General features: G+C 66.9%; 18 protein-coding genes. 2 read left to right on the top strand and 16 right to left on the bottom strand.

All coding sequences use genetic code 11. From position 1 onward, the window contains the following. Nucleotides 1-4 precede the first annotated feature (4 nt). Complete coding sequence (locus H6935_06750; protein ID MCP5278044.1) at nt 5-520, bottom strand: CIA30 family protein; 516 nt, start codon at nt 518-520, stop codon at nt 5-7. A 257-nt stretch (nt 521-777) separates the two neighbouring features. Beyond that, nucleotides 778-1,320: a PDZ domain-containing protein gene (locus H6935_06755; protein MCP5278045.1), complete on the bottom strand. Its 543-nt coding sequence runs from the start codon at nt 1,318-1,320 to the stop codon at nt 778-780. Between the two features lie 170 nt (nt 1,321-1,490). Here H6935_06755 and H6935_06760 point away from each other — a divergent pair, with 170 nt between their 5' ends. After that, a complete protein-coding gene (locus tag H6935_06760) occupies nt 1,491-1,949 on the top strand; it encodes a BLUF domain-containing protein (GenBank protein ID MCP5278046.1) in 459 nt (152 codons plus the stop codon). A 38-nt stretch (nt 1,950-1,987) separates the two neighbouring features. On the opposite strand, the gene H6935_06765 is transcribed toward H6935_06760, so the two are convergent. Genes H6935_06765 through H6935_06815 form a run of 11 tightly spaced genes read right to left on the bottom strand, consistent with a single transcriptional unit; the run spans nt 1,988 to nt 10,031 of the window. Continuing rightward, the gene (locus H6935_06765) at nt 1,988-2,386 is read right to left on the bottom strand and encodes a DUF2237 domain-containing protein (protein MCP5278047.1); all 399 of its coding nucleotides are present in this window, start codon (nt 2,384-2,386) and stop codon (nt 1,988-1,990) included. Continuing rightward, nucleotides 2,379-2,759 carry a CbiX/SirB N-terminal domain-containing protein gene (locus tag H6935_06770; GenBank protein MCP5278048.1) on the bottom strand — a complete coding sequence of 127 codons (381 nt, stop codon included), beginning with the start codon at nt 2,757-2,759 and terminating at the stop codon, nt 2,379-2,381. The genes H6935_06765 and H6935_06770 overlap by 8 nt, the downstream gene beginning before the upstream one ends. A gap of 11 nt (nt 2,760-2,770) precedes the next feature. Further along, the gene (locus H6935_06775) at nt 2,771-3,001 is read right to left on the bottom strand and encodes a hypothetical protein (protein ID MCP5278049.1); all 231 of its coding nucleotides are present in this window, start codon (nt 2,999-3,001) and stop codon (nt 2,771-2,773) included. Next, complete coding sequence (locus H6935_06780) at nt 2,998-4,311, bottom strand: class I SAM-dependent methyltransferase (GenBank protein MCP5278050.1); 1,314 nt, start codon at nt 4,309-4,311, stop codon at nt 2,998-3,000. The genes H6935_06775 and H6935_06780 overlap by 4 nt, the downstream gene beginning before the upstream one ends. Beyond that, on the bottom strand, nt 4,308-5,129 hold the full coding sequence (locus H6935_06785) for a DUF1365 domain-containing protein (GenBank protein MCP5278051.1): 822 nt from the start codon (nt 5,127-5,129) through the stop codon (nt 4,308-4,310). Before H6935_06785 ends, H6935_06780 begins: the two co-directional genes overlap by 4 nt. An 8-nt stretch (nt 5,130-5,137) precedes the next feature. Continuing rightward, nucleotides 5,138-6,406, bottom strand: a complete 1,269-nt coding sequence (locus H6935_06790) for an FAD-dependent oxidoreductase (protein ID MCP5278052.1) — start codon at nt 6,404-6,406, stop codon at nt 5,138-5,140. Continuing rightward, the gene (locus tag H6935_06795) at nt 6,403-6,936 is read right to left on the bottom strand and encodes a lipocalin family protein (GenBank protein ID MCP5278053.1); all 534 of its coding nucleotides are present in this window, start codon (nt 6,934-6,936) and stop codon (nt 6,403-6,405) included. The genes H6935_06790 and H6935_06795 overlap by 4 nt, the downstream gene beginning before the upstream one ends. Continuing rightward, nucleotides 6,933-7,748 (bottom strand): DUF1295 domain-containing protein, encoded by an 816-nt coding sequence (locus tag H6935_06800; protein ID MCP5278054.1) that lies wholly within the window; start codon nt 7,746-7,748, stop codon nt 6,933-6,935. The genes H6935_06795 and H6935_06800 overlap by 4 nt, the downstream gene beginning before the upstream one ends. Next, the gene (locus H6935_06805; GenBank protein ID MCP5278055.1) at nt 7,745-8,305 is read right to left on the bottom strand and encodes a DUF2878 domain-containing protein; all 561 of its coding nucleotides are present in this window, start codon (nt 8,303-8,305) and stop codon (nt 7,745-7,747) included. Before H6935_06805 ends, H6935_06800 begins: the two co-directional genes overlap by 4 nt. Beyond that, nucleotides 8,305-9,360, bottom strand: a complete 1,056-nt coding sequence (locus tag H6935_06810) for a class I SAM-dependent methyltransferase (protein MCP5278056.1) — start codon at nt 9,358-9,360, stop codon at nt 8,305-8,307. The genes H6935_06805 and H6935_06810 overlap by 1 nt, the downstream gene beginning before the upstream one ends. A gap of 44 nt (nt 9,361-9,404) precedes the next feature. Continuing rightward, the gene (locus H6935_06815; protein MCP5278057.1) at nt 9,405-10,031 is read right to left on the bottom strand and encodes a glutathione peroxidase; all 627 of its coding nucleotides are present in this window, start codon (nt 10,029-10,031) and stop codon (nt 9,405-9,407) included. An 80-nt stretch (nt 10,032-10,111) separates the two neighbouring features. Here H6935_06815 and H6935_06820 point away from each other — a divergent pair, with 80 nt between their 5' ends. Continuing rightward, nucleotides 10,112-11,035: a cobalamin B12-binding domain-containing protein gene (locus H6935_06820; protein ID MCP5278058.1), complete on the top strand. Its 924-nt coding sequence runs from the start codon at nt 10,112-10,114 to the stop codon at nt 11,033-11,035. Between the two features lie 24 nt (nt 11,036-11,059). Here the strand turns inward: H6935_06820 and H6935_06825 are convergent, their stop codons facing one another. The 3 genes from H6935_06825 to H6935_06835 all read right to left on the bottom strand — a co-directional run bounded on the left by H6935_06825 (nt 11,060) and on the right by H6935_06835 (nt 14,083). Beyond that, complete coding sequence (locus H6935_06825; protein ID MCP5278059.1) at nt 11,060-12,205, bottom strand: PilT/PilU family type 4a pilus ATPase; 1,146 nt, start codon at nt 12,203-12,205, stop codon at nt 11,060-11,062. Nucleotides 12,206-12,287: 82 nt separating this feature from the next. Further along, nucleotides 12,288-13,259, bottom strand: a complete 972-nt coding sequence (locus tag H6935_06830) for a dimethyl sulfoxide reductase anchor subunit (protein ID MCP5278060.1) — start codon at nt 13,257-13,259, stop codon at nt 12,288-12,290. Nucleotides 13,260-13,357: 98 nt separating this feature from the next. Next, entirely contained in the window at nt 13,358-14,083 is a 726-nt protein-coding gene (locus H6935_06835; GenBank protein ID MCP5278061.1) for a 4Fe-4S dicluster domain-containing protein, read from the bottom strand. Nucleotides 14,084-14,098: the final 15 nt, after the last annotated feature.

A 14,098-nucleotide genomic window follows, 5' to 3' on the forward strand; every position in this document is an offset into this window, starting at 1 on the left:
GCAGTCACGGATACAGGGCCAGGCGGGCCAGGCAGACGTCCGCCTGCATCTCCCGGCCGATGGCCACCAGGCCCAGCCGCCTCAGACTGCCCAGGTCCAGGGGCCGGTCGATGCGGTAGGGCCGGAACGCGCTGAAGGGCAGGCGCAGGGTCTGCCAGCGGTCCGCTGCCACGAAGCCGGCACGGTAGGACTGCCAGACGATGCGGGTATCGGCCGTGCGCAGGTGGAGGTTGTAGCCCTCGCCGTTACCGCGCACCTCCAGCTCGATGCCGGCCCATCCCCGGGCGTCCAGGGTACCGGAGGGATCCAGGTCCAGGCTGGCCTGCAGGAAACCGCCGTCGTTCTCCAGGCTGACCGAGCCGGAAAGCCGCAGGCAGGGCCGGCCGTCCAGGGTTGCCGGGACGAGCCGGCCGTCGGACACGCCGCCCATCACCCGGTCGGAGATCAGCCGCCAGGCGGTGCCCCGGGCGGACTCCAGGCCGGGATGGCGGCGGTCCTCGATGATCAGGGCTTCAGCCATGGCGGGAAACGCTGTGCCCAGGCACAGCGGCAGGAAGGCGAACACGAAGGATCTGATGGATCGGCAACGAAACAACCTTTCCTTCTCTCTCCATGGGGGATAGCTCAGGGGCGGGGGGGCGGGGGGACAGGCGGCCGTCAGAACCCGCCCCCGCCCTCGCCCAGCCTCGCCGCCCGCTCCCGCCGGGAGAGGGTCAAGCTGCGGTCTTCGGCAGACACGCCGGGGTTGGCCATGCCTGCCGGATTCACTGGCGCCGCTCAGGTGCCCAGGCGCGGGGCGCCCGCGGGATCGCACTTGCCCTTGGATGCGGGCGCCGGCAGGGTGACGCTCACCGTGGCGGGCTTGCCTTCCCGCATCAGCTTGACGTCCAGGCTCTTGCCCGACTCCGCCTTGCGCACCAGCCAGCGCAGGCGGTCGCCGGACAGCACCGGCTTGCCGGCGAACTCGGTGATCAGATCGCCGGCCTGGATCCCCGCGGCGGCGGCAGGGCTGTCGGCCTGCACCTTCTCCACGTTCACGCCGTAGCCCACATTCGCCGCGTCCAGCATGGCGTTGGGCAGGTCGCTGATGTAGACGCCCAGGGCCTTGCCGGCCATGGGCGGCACCTCGGCCGGTCCCCTGGCGTGGGGGCAATCGGCCATGCCGGGGTGATGGCCCGGGTAGCCCTGACAGGCGGGATGGCCATAGCCCATGCCGGGGTAGCCGCGCCAATGATCGGCGGCCGCGGGTGCCGTCAGCGCCAGGGTGACGGCCATGGCGGCCAGGCCCCGGCCCAGGGAGGTCTGCAAGCGGTAAGACATGTTCACTCTCCTTGAAACGCAAAATGGTCGTTCGGCCGAAGTGCCGAACTGTGCCATTGGTGAGGTTTTGCCCCGTCCAGGTTCCCGCCCATCGCGCTCGAAGAGACGAGGCCGACGGGAGCGACGGGAGCGACGAACAGCCCTCCTTGCCCGGATGCCGGGGATGCCCCATGCTCGCGCCCGACCGCAAGAAATCCCTCCCTGCCATGGCCATCGAGCACCTCGCCTACCTCAGCACCGCCGCCCCCACCGTCACTGAAGACGAGATCCGCCGGATCCTGGAGCAATCCCGCCGCAACAACCCGGCCGCCCGCATCACGGGCCACTTGCAGTGCCATGGCGGCTGTTTCTTCCAGGTGCTGGAAGGCCCGGCGGCATCCCTGGACGGCCTGCTGGCGAAGCTGCTGGCCGACCCCCGCCACTTCGACCTGCGGGTGCTCTACCGGGAACCCCTGGAGCGGCGCCATTTCGCCGACTGGAGCATGGGCTACGGCCCCTGCCATGGGGAAACGGACGACGCAGACCACGTGCAGAGGCTGCTGAACCTGCGGGACGCCCCTTCCCCCAGTACCCAGCGCGTGCTGGGGGTGTTCTTCTCTCTGCTGGAGGAAAATGTCGAAGAGCGATAGACGCATCGCTTCGAAGTTTTTTCCCAAAGCCATGCCCGTCAGTTCAGGTCCAGGGCATGGGTCTTGAGCATGGCAAGGTCCACGGTGTTCAGGGCCCGCGCATGGGTGGCCTGAAGCAGGAGGGGGGGTGCCACCCCGGCCTTGAGGGCCTCCAGCCAGCGGGCGGCACACAGGCACCAGCGGTCTCCGGGCTTGAGGCCGGGAAATCCCATCTCGGGCCGTGGCGTGGCCAGATCATTGCCCCGGGCCCGGCTGAAGGCGATGAATTCGGCGGTGACCTGGGCGCACACGGTGTGGGATCCCCGGTCCTCGGGGCCGGTGTCGCAGCATCCGCTGCGGGTGAAGCCGGTGAGGGGCTCCAGGGAACAGGTTTCCAGGGGGAAGCCCAGCACGTTCACGGCGCCGTCCCTGGCTTCATCAGGTGTCTCGTCATCCATGGCCCGCCTCCCCGGCCGCGTCCAGGATGGTGCGGGGCATGCCCGCCACGGCGCCCAGGTGGCGCACCAGGCGCACGTTCACCTGGGGATGGCGTTCCGAGAATTCCAGCACGGCCTCGGGAATGTCCACGGCCACGTGGGTCCCCGCCGCCAGGAAGTAGGGAAACACGATGATCTCCCGTGCCCCCAGGGCCACGCAGCGTTCCAGCCCCGCCGGGATGGAGGGCTCGGCCAGCTCCAGGAAGGCGGCCTCCACGTGGTCGATGCCAGGCGAGCGCAGGTCCCGCACCCGTTGGGCCAGGGCGCGCACTTCGTCGTTGGACGCGACGCGGCGGCTGCCGTGGGCAACAATGAGCAGGTGCCGGTGTCCCATGGGACCCTCCTTCAGTTGATGCTGCCGGTGATGGGGTTGTCGGCGATGTCGTCGAAGATGGCCTTGAGGCCAGCGGAGTTCACCCCGCCATGCATCTCGGTGCCCAGATATTCCGCCTTGTTGGCCTCGGACTCGAAATAGATCTTCATCTCGCCGCTGCCCTGGCCTTCGATGACGAAGGGGGCGTGGGCCAGGTCGGTGACGTCGTTGAGGGTGATGGGGTCCTTGGTCACGGTCATCATGGCGATTCCTTTCTGGGGTGGGTGTTAGGAGGCACCGGCGAGCCGCCTCGCCAGCCGGGCCTGGCCAGGAGCATCTGCACCGTGCCGATGTCCCGCTCCCGGAATCCGCCCTCGCAGTAGCAAAGGTAGAAGTCCCACATGCGGATGAAGCGCTCGTCGAAGCCCAGGGCGCGCACGGCGTCGAGTTGTTGCAGGAAGCTCGCGCGCCACCGGGCCAGGGTCTCCGCGTAATGGGGACCGATGTCCTCCAGATGCACGGCGCGCAGGTCCGAAGCCCGGGTCATGGCGTTGGCCAGGGCAGTCACGCTGGGCAGGAAGCCGCCGGGAAAGATGTGCTTCTGGATGAAGTCCACCCCCCGCAAGGCCTGCTCGTAGCGCTGGTCGGCGATGGTGATGGCCTGCAGCAGCATGGCCCCTTCGGGTTTGAGCAGGCGACTGCATTGCCGGAAGTAAGTCCCCAGGTGCTCCGCCCCCACCGCCTCCACCATTTCTATGGACACCAGCTTGTCGTACTGCCCCTCCAGGTCGCGATAGTCAGTCAGGAGCACATTCACTCGGCTTTCCAGCCCTGCCGCCGCGATCCGCCTTCGCGCCAGGTCGTATTGCCGACGGGAAATGGTGGCGGTGGTGATACGGCAACCATGGCGACCAGCGGCATGGAGGGCGAAGCCGCCCCAGCCGGTGCCGATTTCCAGTACGTGGTCATCCGGCCCCAGGTCCAGCTTCCTGCAGATGCGCTCCAGCTTGGCGACGGAGGCCTGGGCCAGGCCCAAGTCCGGTGCCTCGAACACGGCGCAGGAATACATCATCGTCTCGTCCAGCCAAAGCCGGTAAAAGTCGTTGCCCAGGTCGTAATGGGCGGCGATGTTGCGGCGGCTGCCGGCGCGGGTGTTGCGATTGAACCGGTGCAGCAGGCCACGCAGGGGGGCGGAGAGTCGGGCCACCCCCCCTTCCATGCCGTCCAGCACTGCCCTGTTGCGCAGCAGCAGGCCCATGAGCCCGACCAGGTCGTCGCAGCGCCACATGCCATCCATGTAGGCCTCACCCGCTCCCACGCTGCCGCCGAAGGCCACATCGCCCCAGAATGCGGGGTCCAGCACCTCCACCCTGGACTCAGGACCACTGACGCCAAGGCGCCAAGTCTTTCCGTTTTCCCTGATCACCAGGCGTCCCGTGCGCATCCCCGCCAGGCGGGCCAGCACGACCCGCCTGGCCAGATTGGCAAGGAATCCGTCCTTGCCCGAACCGGTCCCTTGGCCGGACAGGGCGTGGTGATCCAGGGCGCTGGAGTGAAGGGTCTCTTCGTTCATGCGGGCCGCTCGCTGCTGGAAGGGGTGGGAGACGGATGGTCGAACACGGGCGTGCCCTTCAGCCACAGCCGCAGGGCCTGCCAGTAGATGCCCAGCACCACCTGGCCGGTCATGAAGGGAAAACGCGCCAGGGCCCGGGCCAGGTTGGCGCCGGTGAGGGGGCGCCGGCGCAGGCTCAGGGTGGCGTCGAACACCCGCCGGCCCCGGTCCAGGTCCTCCAGGTGGGCCACCAGGCTGACCCCGGGCCGGGTCAGGCGCCAGGCGTACTCCAGGTCCATGGGCAGGAAGGGCGAGACGTGGAAGGCCTTGGGGGTGCGGAAGCGGGGCTTGTCCGGCGTGCCCCCGCTGGCATCCATGGGCAGGACGTAGACGTGGCGCTCCTTCCAGGGGGTGTTGGTCACCTCTGCGACGATGGCCTCCAGGGTTTCACCGTCCTCGCCGTAGCAGTAATAGAAACTCACCGGGTTGAAGCCATAACCGAAGTAGCGTGGATGGGTGAGCAGGCGGATGGGGCCGCCGGGGCGACGCCCGGTCTGGCGGGCCACCTCCCGTCGCACCGCCTCGTCCAGGGGCAGGGCCGGGTCGCCCAGGTGGTCGGCGCGGCGGAAGGAGGCCAGGTTGGGCCGGTCCACGGACCATAGCCAGCGGCCCGCGAAAACCCGGTCCAGTTCCGCCAGATCCAGCCACAACAGGTTGAGGCGGTAGGCGAAGGCATGGGGCCGTGGCGAAAGGCCTTCCACCGCGTGACGGCGGTGCCTTACCCAGCCTTCGTAGATGGCGCTGTGCAGAATTTCAGGGGAGCCGGCTGCCGGAGACATGGTCCTGTTCACGCCGCCTGTCGAACCCGCAGGTGCAGGCGATCCTCATCGAAGTGGCGCAGGGCATCCAGGGCGCTCACCACCCCGTCCTCGTGGAAGCCGTTGCGCCACCAGGCGCCGCAGTAGTAGGTCCGACGGGTGCCGTCGATCTCCCGGTGGCGCAGCTGGGCGGCCACCCCGGCGGGCGTGAACAGGGGGTGGTGGTAGGTCATGGAGGCGATCACCTTGTCCGGATCGATGCGCTCCGTGGCGTTCAGGGTGACGCACAGGGTCTCCGGGGCATCCAGGCCCTGGAGGATGTTCATGTCGTAGGTGAGGCTGACGCGGCCGCCAGGCCCCTCGGGCATGAGGTAGTTCCAGGCCGCCCATGCCAGTCGTCGCTTCGGCAGCAAGCGGGTGTCGGTGTGCAGCACCGCGTCATTGGCCTGGTAGGGAATGGCGGACAGCACCGCCTGCTCCGCGGGCGTGGGGTCGGCCAGCAGGGCCAGAGCCTGGTCGCTGTGGCAGGCCAGGAACACCGCATCGAAGCGCTCGGTGCCCTGGTCCGTATGCAGCGACACGTGGTCGTGAAAACGGCTTACGGCCCGAATGGGCCTGCGGGTCTGCACCCGTTCCCGGAAGGGCGCGACCAGGCGCTCCACATAGGACCTGGACCCGCCCTGGATCACCCGCCAGGCGGGCCGGTCGGTGACAGACAGCAGGCCGTGGTTCATGAAGAAGCCCACGAAGAACCGCGCCGGGAAATCCAGCATGCGGGCCGGATCCGTGGACCAGATGGCCGCCCCCATGGGCATGATGTAGTAGTCCCGGAACATGGCCCCGTAGCCCCCCCGCTCCAGGTACGCCCCCAGGCTCACCTCCGTTCCGTCCGCCTTGAGCAGGTCGGGGGCCTCCCGGTTGAAGCGCAGCACATCCCCCAGCATGCCCCAGAAGCGGGGCCGAAGCAGGTTGCTGCGCTGGGCGAACAGGGCGTTCAGGCCGGTGCCGTTGTATTCCAGGCCGGAGCTTCCGCAACTGACGCTGAAGCTCATGTCGCTGTCCTGGCTTTCCACCCCCAGGTCCGCCAGCAACTGGGTGAAATGGGGGTAGGTACGGTGATTGAAGACGATGAAGCCGGTGTCCACGGCGTAGTGCCGCCCGCCCAGGTCCACGTCATGGGTGCGCACGTGGCCGCCCACGTGGCCGCCGGCCTCGAACACGGTGAAGTCATGCTCCGGAAACAGGTGGTGGGCGACCGTCAATCCCGCGATGCCGCTGCCGACGATGGCGATCTTCATGGCGCGTAGCCTCCCCGCTGGGGGACGCGCCGCAGTTTCGTGACGTCGTAGCCCCAGGCGGCGATGCGCGCCTCGATGTCCCGGTACTGTGCCTCGGGAATCAGGGGGGCACGTGCCATGACCCAGACGTAGTCCCGCTTCTGGCGGGCAATGACGGTGACGCCGTAGTCCTCGCTCAGGTATGTGATGCGGTAGTCCGCCTTGATGGGCCAGATGAACTGCATGCCCCACACCGCGTTGCCGGTCTTTTCCACCACGAAGCCGGTGGGGGTCATGCGGCGGGGCTCGCCGTCGAAGCTGCCCTCCCGGAAGGTGAAGGTGGTGACCACGGAGCCGTCCGTATTCAGCCTGTAGGACTCCACGGCATTCCAGGCATTGCGTTCCGGGAAGGTAGGGAGATGGGCGATGACGTACCAGTCGCCCATGAAACGCTCCAGGTCCACCTGGGCCACCGGTTCCATGGGCGGCAGGGGCGTGGTCTGGCAGCCGGCCAGCAGTCCGGCGCCCACGAGGGCCACCCAGGGTTTCATCTCAAGGCCTCCCCAACGGATTTCGCCTGTTCACTCCGGCGGGGCCAGGGGAAGAAGGCGCTGGTGCGGGCGACATAGTCGCGGTAGGCGGGACGCCGCTCCACCATGTCCTGCTCCAGCAGGGTCACGCCCGAGACCCGCAGCAGCAAGACGGTCATCAGCAGGGGCGAGACGATGGTCCAGAGACCGCCGGCTGCCAGGGCGACAAGCCAGGCGCCCCACCAGACGCAGAACTCGCCGAAATAGTTGGGATGGCGGCTATAGCGCCAGAGGCCCCGGTCCATGACCCGGCCCGCGTTGGCAGGATCGGCCTTGAAGCGGGCAAGTTGCCAGTCCGCTAGGCCTTCGTGGGCCAGGCCGAACAGCCAAAGACAGGCCCCAGCCCAGTCCAGGGGACCCAGGGGCGCATCCCCGGACAGGGCGGCCATGAGGGGCAGGGCCACGACCCAGGCCAGCACCGCCTGCAGGCCGAACACCAGGTACAGGCTCTTGAATGCGAAACGGGGCTGGTTGCGGGCGCGGATGGCCTGGTAGCGACGGTCCTCCCCATGCCCCCGGTTGCGCCAGGTGATATGGCTGGACAGGCGCAGGGCCCAGAGGGTGGAAAGCCCCAGGACCAGCGCCTCCCGGGGGCCGACCTGTGGCGCGGCCAGGGCGTAGGCCCAGCCGCCCAGGGCGATCATCACCGCCCAGAGGCTGTCGACGATGCTCACATCACGCCGCGGGAGGCTCACCAGCCAGGTAGCCACGGCAGCCAGGACGATCCAGCCCAGGGCCAGCAGGGCAATATTCCAGGCAAAGCCGGCGTTCATGGCTCGTCCACCCGAGCCAAGGCCGATGCGGCCCACAACAACATGGGTGTCAACAGGGCCCAGGCGGCCGCAAGCACGGCCAGGGCGACGGGGGCATTCAGGAATGTCATGGCCCCCAGCTCCGCGCCACCCCAATAGGCGGCGGGACCGCCCACGCCGCCGAGCCCGGCGGCCAGCCAGGTACGGCCCTGCAGGGGGCGCAGGGACACGTTCAGGGTGGTGGCGAAGTTAGCCCACAAGGCGGCCATCCACATGGGGGCCATCCATACAGCCATGCCTTCGCCGGCGAAGGCCACCCAGCCGCTGGCCTGGAGCAGGCTGTCGAAGGCCAGGCCGGCCAGCATGGCAAGGCCCAACAGGATCGCTTCGCTTCGGTATGGCCGCACCCACCGCAGATGACCGGTCACCAGGGCAGACACCACTACCAGCCCCCACTCTGGCTGTCCCCTGGATGCCGTGAGCACCACGGCCCACCAGCCGGCCTGGAAAGCCATCAGGTTGACCAGCCAGGCCGGCGGGTACACGGCCGCGTTCCGGCGCAGTCCGTCGGCGAACATCAGTCGCGCCCCTCCGGGCGCAGGTACAGGTAATGCCCGACCCACCATTGCTGTCCCTGGTCATAGCCGAACAGTTCGGCGCAGGCCATGAAGAAGATGCGCCAGCGCTGCCACCAAAGCTGGGCCTGTTCGGTGCCGTAGGTCTCGGCCAGGATGGGCATGACAGCTGCTCTATGGCTGTCCATGGCCTCAAGCCAGGCGTTGAGCGTGCGTTCGTAGTGGCGACCGTCCCAGCGCCAGCGTCGCACCAGTTTCATGTGATCCTGGAAGCGCAGGGGCAAATCGTCGCTGGGCATCAATCCGCCGCTGAAGAAGTGGCGACCCATCCAGTCCGTGGGCCCCTGTTCCTCGAAGAAATAGGGCGTGGACCGGTGGCAGAACACATGCAGGAGGAACCGTCCTTCCGGCCGCAGCCAGCCATGCACCCGGGCGATCAGGGCGCGCCAGTTGCGCATGTGCTCGAACATCTCCACCGAGACCACGCGGTCGAAACGCTCCGAAATGTCGAAGTCGTTCATGTCCGCGGTGACCACCCGCAGGTTGGCCAAGCCCATGGCTTTGGCCCGGGACTCGACGAATGCCTTCTGGGAGCGGGAATTTGAAACTGCGGTGATGCGGGCGGCAGGATAGCTCTGCGCCATCCAGAGACTCAGGGACCCCCAGCCGCATCCCAGTTCCAGGATGTCCTGGCCGTCGGCCAGGCCGGCATGCTCGCAGGTCAGGGCCAGGGCCTTCGCCTCCGCCTGGGACAGGTCCGTCACGCCTTCGCCCCAGTGGCAGGCGCTGTACTTGCGTCGTGGACCCAGCACCTTTTCGAAGAAGGCTGCCGGCACCTCGTAATGCTGCGCGTTGGCCTGTTCCGGCACCAGGGCTATGGGGCCTGCATCCATGCCCCGGATCAGCTCCTCGGCTGCCTCCGCGGCGACGCCGCAGTCCCCGGCCTGGATCTCTTCCAGGCGCTGGGCCAGCAAGCGCCGTATGCCCTGGCGGATCACCGTATCGGGGACCAGACCCTGCTCCACCCAGCTGATGGCCATGCGTGCGGCTGTGGTCATGGGCGTTCCTTGTCTTTCCGTTGGTCCAGGATGTCGTGATGGGTTCAGGTGGTCCGCTTCACCACGCGACGGGCATCCAGCATCCGGGTCAGTTCCTGCATCAGGCGCCGGTCGTCAGGAGCGACGGCGGACTCGAAGCTCAGTACACGGTTGCCGTCCCTGTCGATCAGATACTTGTGGAAATTCCAGCGGGGCTGTTGGCCGGTGCGACGGTGCAGTTCGGCATACAGGGTGCTGCGCCCCTTCCCTACCACCCTCGTCTTCTCGAACATGGGGAATTCCACCCCGTAGGTCAGGCGGCAGAACGTTGCGATCTGCTTGTTGCTGCCCGGTTCCTGGCCACCAAAGTCGTTGGAGGGGAAGCCCAGCACCACCAGGCCCCGGTCCTTGTATTTCCGGTAGAGGGCCTCCAGTGGGGCATATTGGTCCGTGAAGCCGCAGTAGCTGGCTGTGTTGACCACCAGCACCACATTGCCCGCGTAGCGACACAAATCCTGGGACTCGCCGGTCTGCAAGCTGCCGAAGGTATGACGCAGCACCTGGGGGCAATCCCCGGCCCGGGCCTGGAATGCCAGCAATGTCGCCGCCAACAGCAGCACAAAGGTAGCCAGGTAGGGGACCGCAGTGAGGTGATGAAGCGGGACCAGCTTGGACAAATAGCGTGTTTTCATTTGATTGTCCTGGACAAAAGTGCAATTGACTCTAAGATAGGCACATCAAAATCAATTGTCAATTAATTTGTCCAGGACAAATGGATACCCAAGCGCCATCCCTGAACATCACCGCCGTGGAGCGGGAAACCGGAATCTCCAAGGACGTGCTGCGCAAGTGGGAAACCCGGTACGGCTTCCCGACGCCTCTGCGGGACGCCAACGGCGAACGCCTGTATCCGACGGACCAGGTGGTGCGCCTGCGCCTCATCAAGCGGCTCATGGATGCGGGCTTGAGGCCTTCGAAGCTGGTGGGGCGCCCCGACGAGGAACTCCAGGCCCTGAGCTCACGCCCTGTCATGGCAGCCGAACCCGAAGGACCCGGACAGGCGTTCATCTCCGAGGCCCTGGACCTGCTCGGACAGCACGATCTGAAGGCCCTCAGACGACTGCTCTCCCGGCAGTTGCAACAGCAAGGACTTCGAATTTTTGTCCAGGACAAGGTTGGCCCCTTGTCCCAGGCCGTGGGAGAGGCCTGGTCCAGGGGAAACCTGGAAATCCATGAGGAACACCTGTACACGGAGGTGGTTCAGGATCTGTTGCGGGGTGCCCAGAACCCCCTCAACGACCCGGAGGGACGACCTCGCCTGCTGCTCACGACCTTGCCTGGCGAGGCCCACAGCCTGGGCCTGCTCATGGTGGCCTCGGTGCTGGTCCTGGGGGGTGCCCACTGTATATCCCTGGGGGCCCAGACTCCGACGGACGACATCCGCAAGGCGGCCCGGGCCCACGAAGTGGACGCCGTGGTGCTGTCCTTCAGCGCCGCCTTTGCCCGGCGCCGGATTCCCGCCGCCCTGGCGGAACTGAGGCAGCGGCTGGCCGCTGAGGTGGAGATCTGGGCCGGTGGCGCCGGCACCGCACGCCTCGCCCACCAGGGGGAGGGCATCCGCCTGCTGCCTGACCTGGCGCAGGCCGAGGAGGCCCTGGGCCTCTGGCGCGGGTCCAGGGGAGGTCCCGCCGCCTGAACCCGGCCCCGTTACTGCCCCGGCTCAGGGCAGATCGATGGTGGGAATCTCGATGGCCGGTGCCCCGCCCCGGCCATGGGCCGTGGAAGCTGAGGTAGTGAAACCTTCCTCGTCCCCCCGCTCCGCCAGCAGGTGCAGTTGCCTGGGGGAATCGGAATTGGCCTTGGCCTCCTCGAAATCGATCCGTCCCTCCCGGTAGAGTCGGATGAGGGCGTAGTCGAAGCTCTGCAACTCGGGCGAGTGGCCTTCCTCGATGATCTCCCGGATCTCTCCCATGCGGTTGTCCCGGATCAGTTCCCTCAGGTGGTAATCCACGCTGAACACCTCCACGGCGGGGATGCGGGCCCCCTCCCTGGTGCGCACCAGGCGCTGGGCCACGATGGCCACCAGGCAGGAAGCCAGGTCGAAAAGCACCGCGCCGCGGGTTTCCAGGGGAAAGAAGCTGATGATCCGGGTAAGGGCCTGGTAACTGTTGATGGCGTGGAGCGTGGAGAGGCAGAAATGGCCGGTATTGGCGTAGCCGATCACCTGCTCCATGGTGTGCCGTTCCCGGATCTCCCCCACCATGATCATGTCCGGCGACTCTCGCAAGCCGTTGATCAGGGCCACGTCGTAGGAGTCCGTGTCGGTACCCACCTCCCGCTGGTTCACCAGGGATTTCTTGTGGCTGAAGACGTACTCGACGGGATCTTCCACGGTAAGGATGTGGCCTTCCAGTAGGGTGTTGCGGTGCTCGATCATGGAGGCCATGGTGGTGGTCTTGCCGGAACCGGCCGCCCCCACCACCAGGACAAGCCCCCGCCGCTCCAGGGCCAGGCGTTCCAGTGGCGCCGGCATGCCGAGATCGGCCAGGGCCGGGATGACGGGGTCCAGCCGCCGCGCCACCAGGGCCACCGACCCCCGTTGCTGGAACACGTTGACGCGGAAGCGGCCCACGCCGGGAATGCCGTAGCCGAAGTTCATCTCCCGGGTTTCCTCGAAGCGCCGGATCTGCTCCGGGTTCATGAGCTCATAGGCCAGTTGCCTGGCGTCGTCGGCAGACAGTTCGGGCAGGCTGGTGGGCCGCACGCGGCCATCGATCTTCAGGCTGACCTTGGCACCCGCCGTAATGAACAGGTCGGACGCCTCTTTCTGCACCATGGCGTGCAGCAGTTGGACAATGCTGGTCACGGCCCCTCGCTTCAATGATCAGGGAGGGATGTAACGTACCACTTTCCGCGCCAGGCGGGCTGCCGCCTCAGGGGCGAAATGCTCAGCCCACCACCTGGTAGTACAGGTTCTGGGGATGGTTGGCCTGGGCGAAGAAGAACCAGCGCTCGAACAGCAGGCCCAGGTACTGCACGCCGAAGCCCGCCGCCAGCAGGGCCGGCGCATCCTCCAGCATGCCGGCCCAGATGAGGGCCACGGGCACGGGAAACACCAGCACCAGGAAAATCCACTTCACCGACTTCATGAAGGCCAGGGTGCGGCCGTGGAAGTACTCGCGGGTGTTGTAGGAGCCACCCATCATGCCCATGGAGCGCTGCTGCACCTTGTTGTGGCGCACGCCGATGGCGCTCTGCACCGTGGACCGGGCCTTGAGGCGGGCGTTGCGGATGAGGGCCGCAACCCGGAACACCAGGGCCGCCACGGTGAGGGTGATGGCCCAGCCGGCATGGAAGGGCATCAGCTCGGGGGCGGTACGGGCGGAGAAGGCGGCGGCGAAGCTGAAGCCGGAGGCGGTACCCAGCAGGAAGTAATTGAAGGGGGTGAGGGGGGTGGCCCATTCCTGCAGGAACTTGATGGCGGCGTAGATCATGCCCGTGCACAGGAACAGCACCAGGGTGGCGATGACCCCCAGCACGCCGATGCTCAGGGCCACCTGGCCGGGCAGGCCCAGGCCGTACAGATCCATCTCCAGGCCCAGGCCATTCACCATCACGTAGAGGAAGATCAGGCCCATGACCGCCGGCAGGACGATGACCTCACGGGACAGCCAGGAGGTGCGCCACATGGCGGCGGCCCGCCAGGCCCGTTCCGGGTGGCCCAGGTGGAAGAAGGAGGCCACCAGACCCAGGCCCAGGAAGCCCAGGGCGATGGCCCCGCCCAGGGCGTAGTAATCGCCCCCCTGGGCCGGCAGCACATTCACCACCGTGTAGGCCTGGCTGGAAAACAGGGCCAGGAACAGGCCCTGGCCCACGCCGATGAGGGTGGTCAGAAAAATTACCGAGAATGCCGGATGCATCTTTACTCCAAAAACAGTTGTCAGTCTGCAGTCATCAGTCGGCAGAAATGCAGTTTGTCGTTGCTGATAACTGCCGACTGCCTGCTGCCGACTTGGTTTTACATGAGCCAATCGTCGAGGGTGGCTTCCTTGCTGACCTCGTGGCGGATGTCCTCTTTCTTGAGGGGGTTGTCGGCCCGCACCAGTTCGTCCTCGTGGATGCGCAGTTTGGTCTTGCGCCGGGGTAGGTAATGGTTGGCCGGCTTGGTGCCCCACTCGGGCATGAGCTGGTAACCGCCGTTCTCGCGGATGGCCAGGGAGACCTCGGAATCCGGGTCGTGCACGTCGCCGAACAGCCGCGCGCTGGTGGGGCAGGAGATGACGCAGGCGGGCTTGCGCCGGTCCTCGGGAATCGAGACGTCGTAGATGCGGTCCACGCACAGGGTGCACTTCTTCATCACCTTCTGCTGCTCGTCGAACTCCCGGGCGCCGTAGGGGCAGGCCCAGGAGCAGTACTTGCAGCCGATGCACTTGTCGTAGTCCACCAGGACGATGCCGTCCGACTGGCGCTTGTAGGACGCGCCCGTGGGGCACACCGGCACGCAGGGGGCGTCCTCGCAATGGAGGCAGGACTTGGGAAAGTGGATGGTCTCCGTGCAGGGGAACTCGCCCACCTCGAAGGTCTGCACCCGGTTGAAGAAGGTGCCCGTGGGGTCCTTGCCGTAGGGGTTGTCGTCGAACAGGGGGCCGGCCTGGCCGGAGGTGTTCCACTGCTTGCAGGAGGTCACGCAGGCATGGCAGCCCACGCAGACGTTGAGGTCGATGACCAGGGCCAACTGGGTCATGTTACCTCCCGTAGA

The organism is Thiobacillus sp., from assembly GCA_024235835.1.
Classification (GTDB): Bacteria; Pseudomonadota; Gammaproteobacteria; order Burkholderiales; family Thiobacillaceae; genus PFJX01.

Bases quoted from the DNA above. Each gene is read 5' to 3' on its own strand.
- H6935_06750 (MCP5278044.1), bottom strand. From the start codon at position 520: ATGGCTGAAGCCCTGATCATCGAGGACCGCCGCCATCCCGGCCTGGAG.
- H6935_06755 (MCP5278045.1), bottom strand. From the start codon at position 1,320: ATGTCTTACCGCTTGCAGACCTCCCTGGGCCGGGGCCTGGCCGCCATG.
- H6935_06760 (MCP5278046.1), top strand. From the start codon at position 1,491: ATGCTCGCGCCCGACCGCAAGAAATCCCTCCCTGCCATGGCCATCGAG.
- H6935_06765 (MCP5278047.1), bottom strand. From the start codon at position 2,386: ATGGATGACGAGACACCTGATGAAGCCAGGGACGGCGCCGTGAACGTG.
- H6935_06770 (MCP5278048.1), bottom strand. From the start codon at position 2,759: ATGGGACACCGGCACCTGCTCATTGTTGCCCACGGCAGCCGCCGCGTC.
- H6935_06775 (MCP5278049.1), bottom strand. From the start codon at position 3,001: ATGATGACCGTGACCAAGGACCCCATCACCCTCAACGACGTCACCGAC.
- H6935_06780 (MCP5278050.1), bottom strand. From the start codon at position 4,311: ATGAACGAAGAGACCCTTCACTCCAGCGCCCTGGATCACCACGCCCTG.
- H6935_06785 (MCP5278051.1), bottom strand. From the start codon at position 5,129: ATGTCTCCGGCAGCCGGCTCCCCTGAAATTCTGCACAGCGCCATCTAC.
- H6935_06790 (MCP5278052.1), bottom strand. From the start codon at position 6,406: ATGAAGATCGCCATCGTCGGCAGCGGCATCGCGGGATTGACGGTCGCC.
- H6935_06795 (MCP5278053.1), bottom strand. From the start codon at position 6,936: ATGAAACCCTGGGTGGCCCTCGTGGGCGCCGGACTGCTGGCCGGCTGC.
- H6935_06800 (MCP5278054.1), bottom strand. From the start codon at position 7,748: ATGAACGCCGGCTTTGCCTGGAATATTGCCCTGCTGGCCCTGGGCTGG.
- H6935_06805 (MCP5278055.1), bottom strand. From the start codon at position 8,305: ATGTTCGCCGACGGACTGCGCCGGAACGCGGCCGTGTACCCGCCGGCC.
- H6935_06810 (MCP5278056.1), bottom strand. From the start codon at position 9,360: ATGACCACAGCCGCACGCATGGCCATCAGCTGGGTGGAGCAGGGTCTG.
- H6935_06815 (MCP5278057.1), bottom strand. From the start codon at position 10,031: ATGAAAACACGCTATTTGTCCAAGCTGGTCCCGCTTCATCACCTCACT.
- H6935_06820 (MCP5278058.1), top strand. From the start codon at position 10,112: ATGGATACCCAAGCGCCATCCCTGAACATCACCGCCGTGGAGCGGGAA.
- H6935_06830 (MCP5278060.1), bottom strand. From the start codon at position 13,259: ATGCATCCGGCATTCTCGGTAATTTTTCTGACCACCCTCATCGGCGTG.
- H6935_06835 (MCP5278061.1), bottom strand. From the start codon at position 14,083: ATGACCCAGTTGGCCCTGGTCATCGACCTCAACGTCTGCGTGGGCTGC.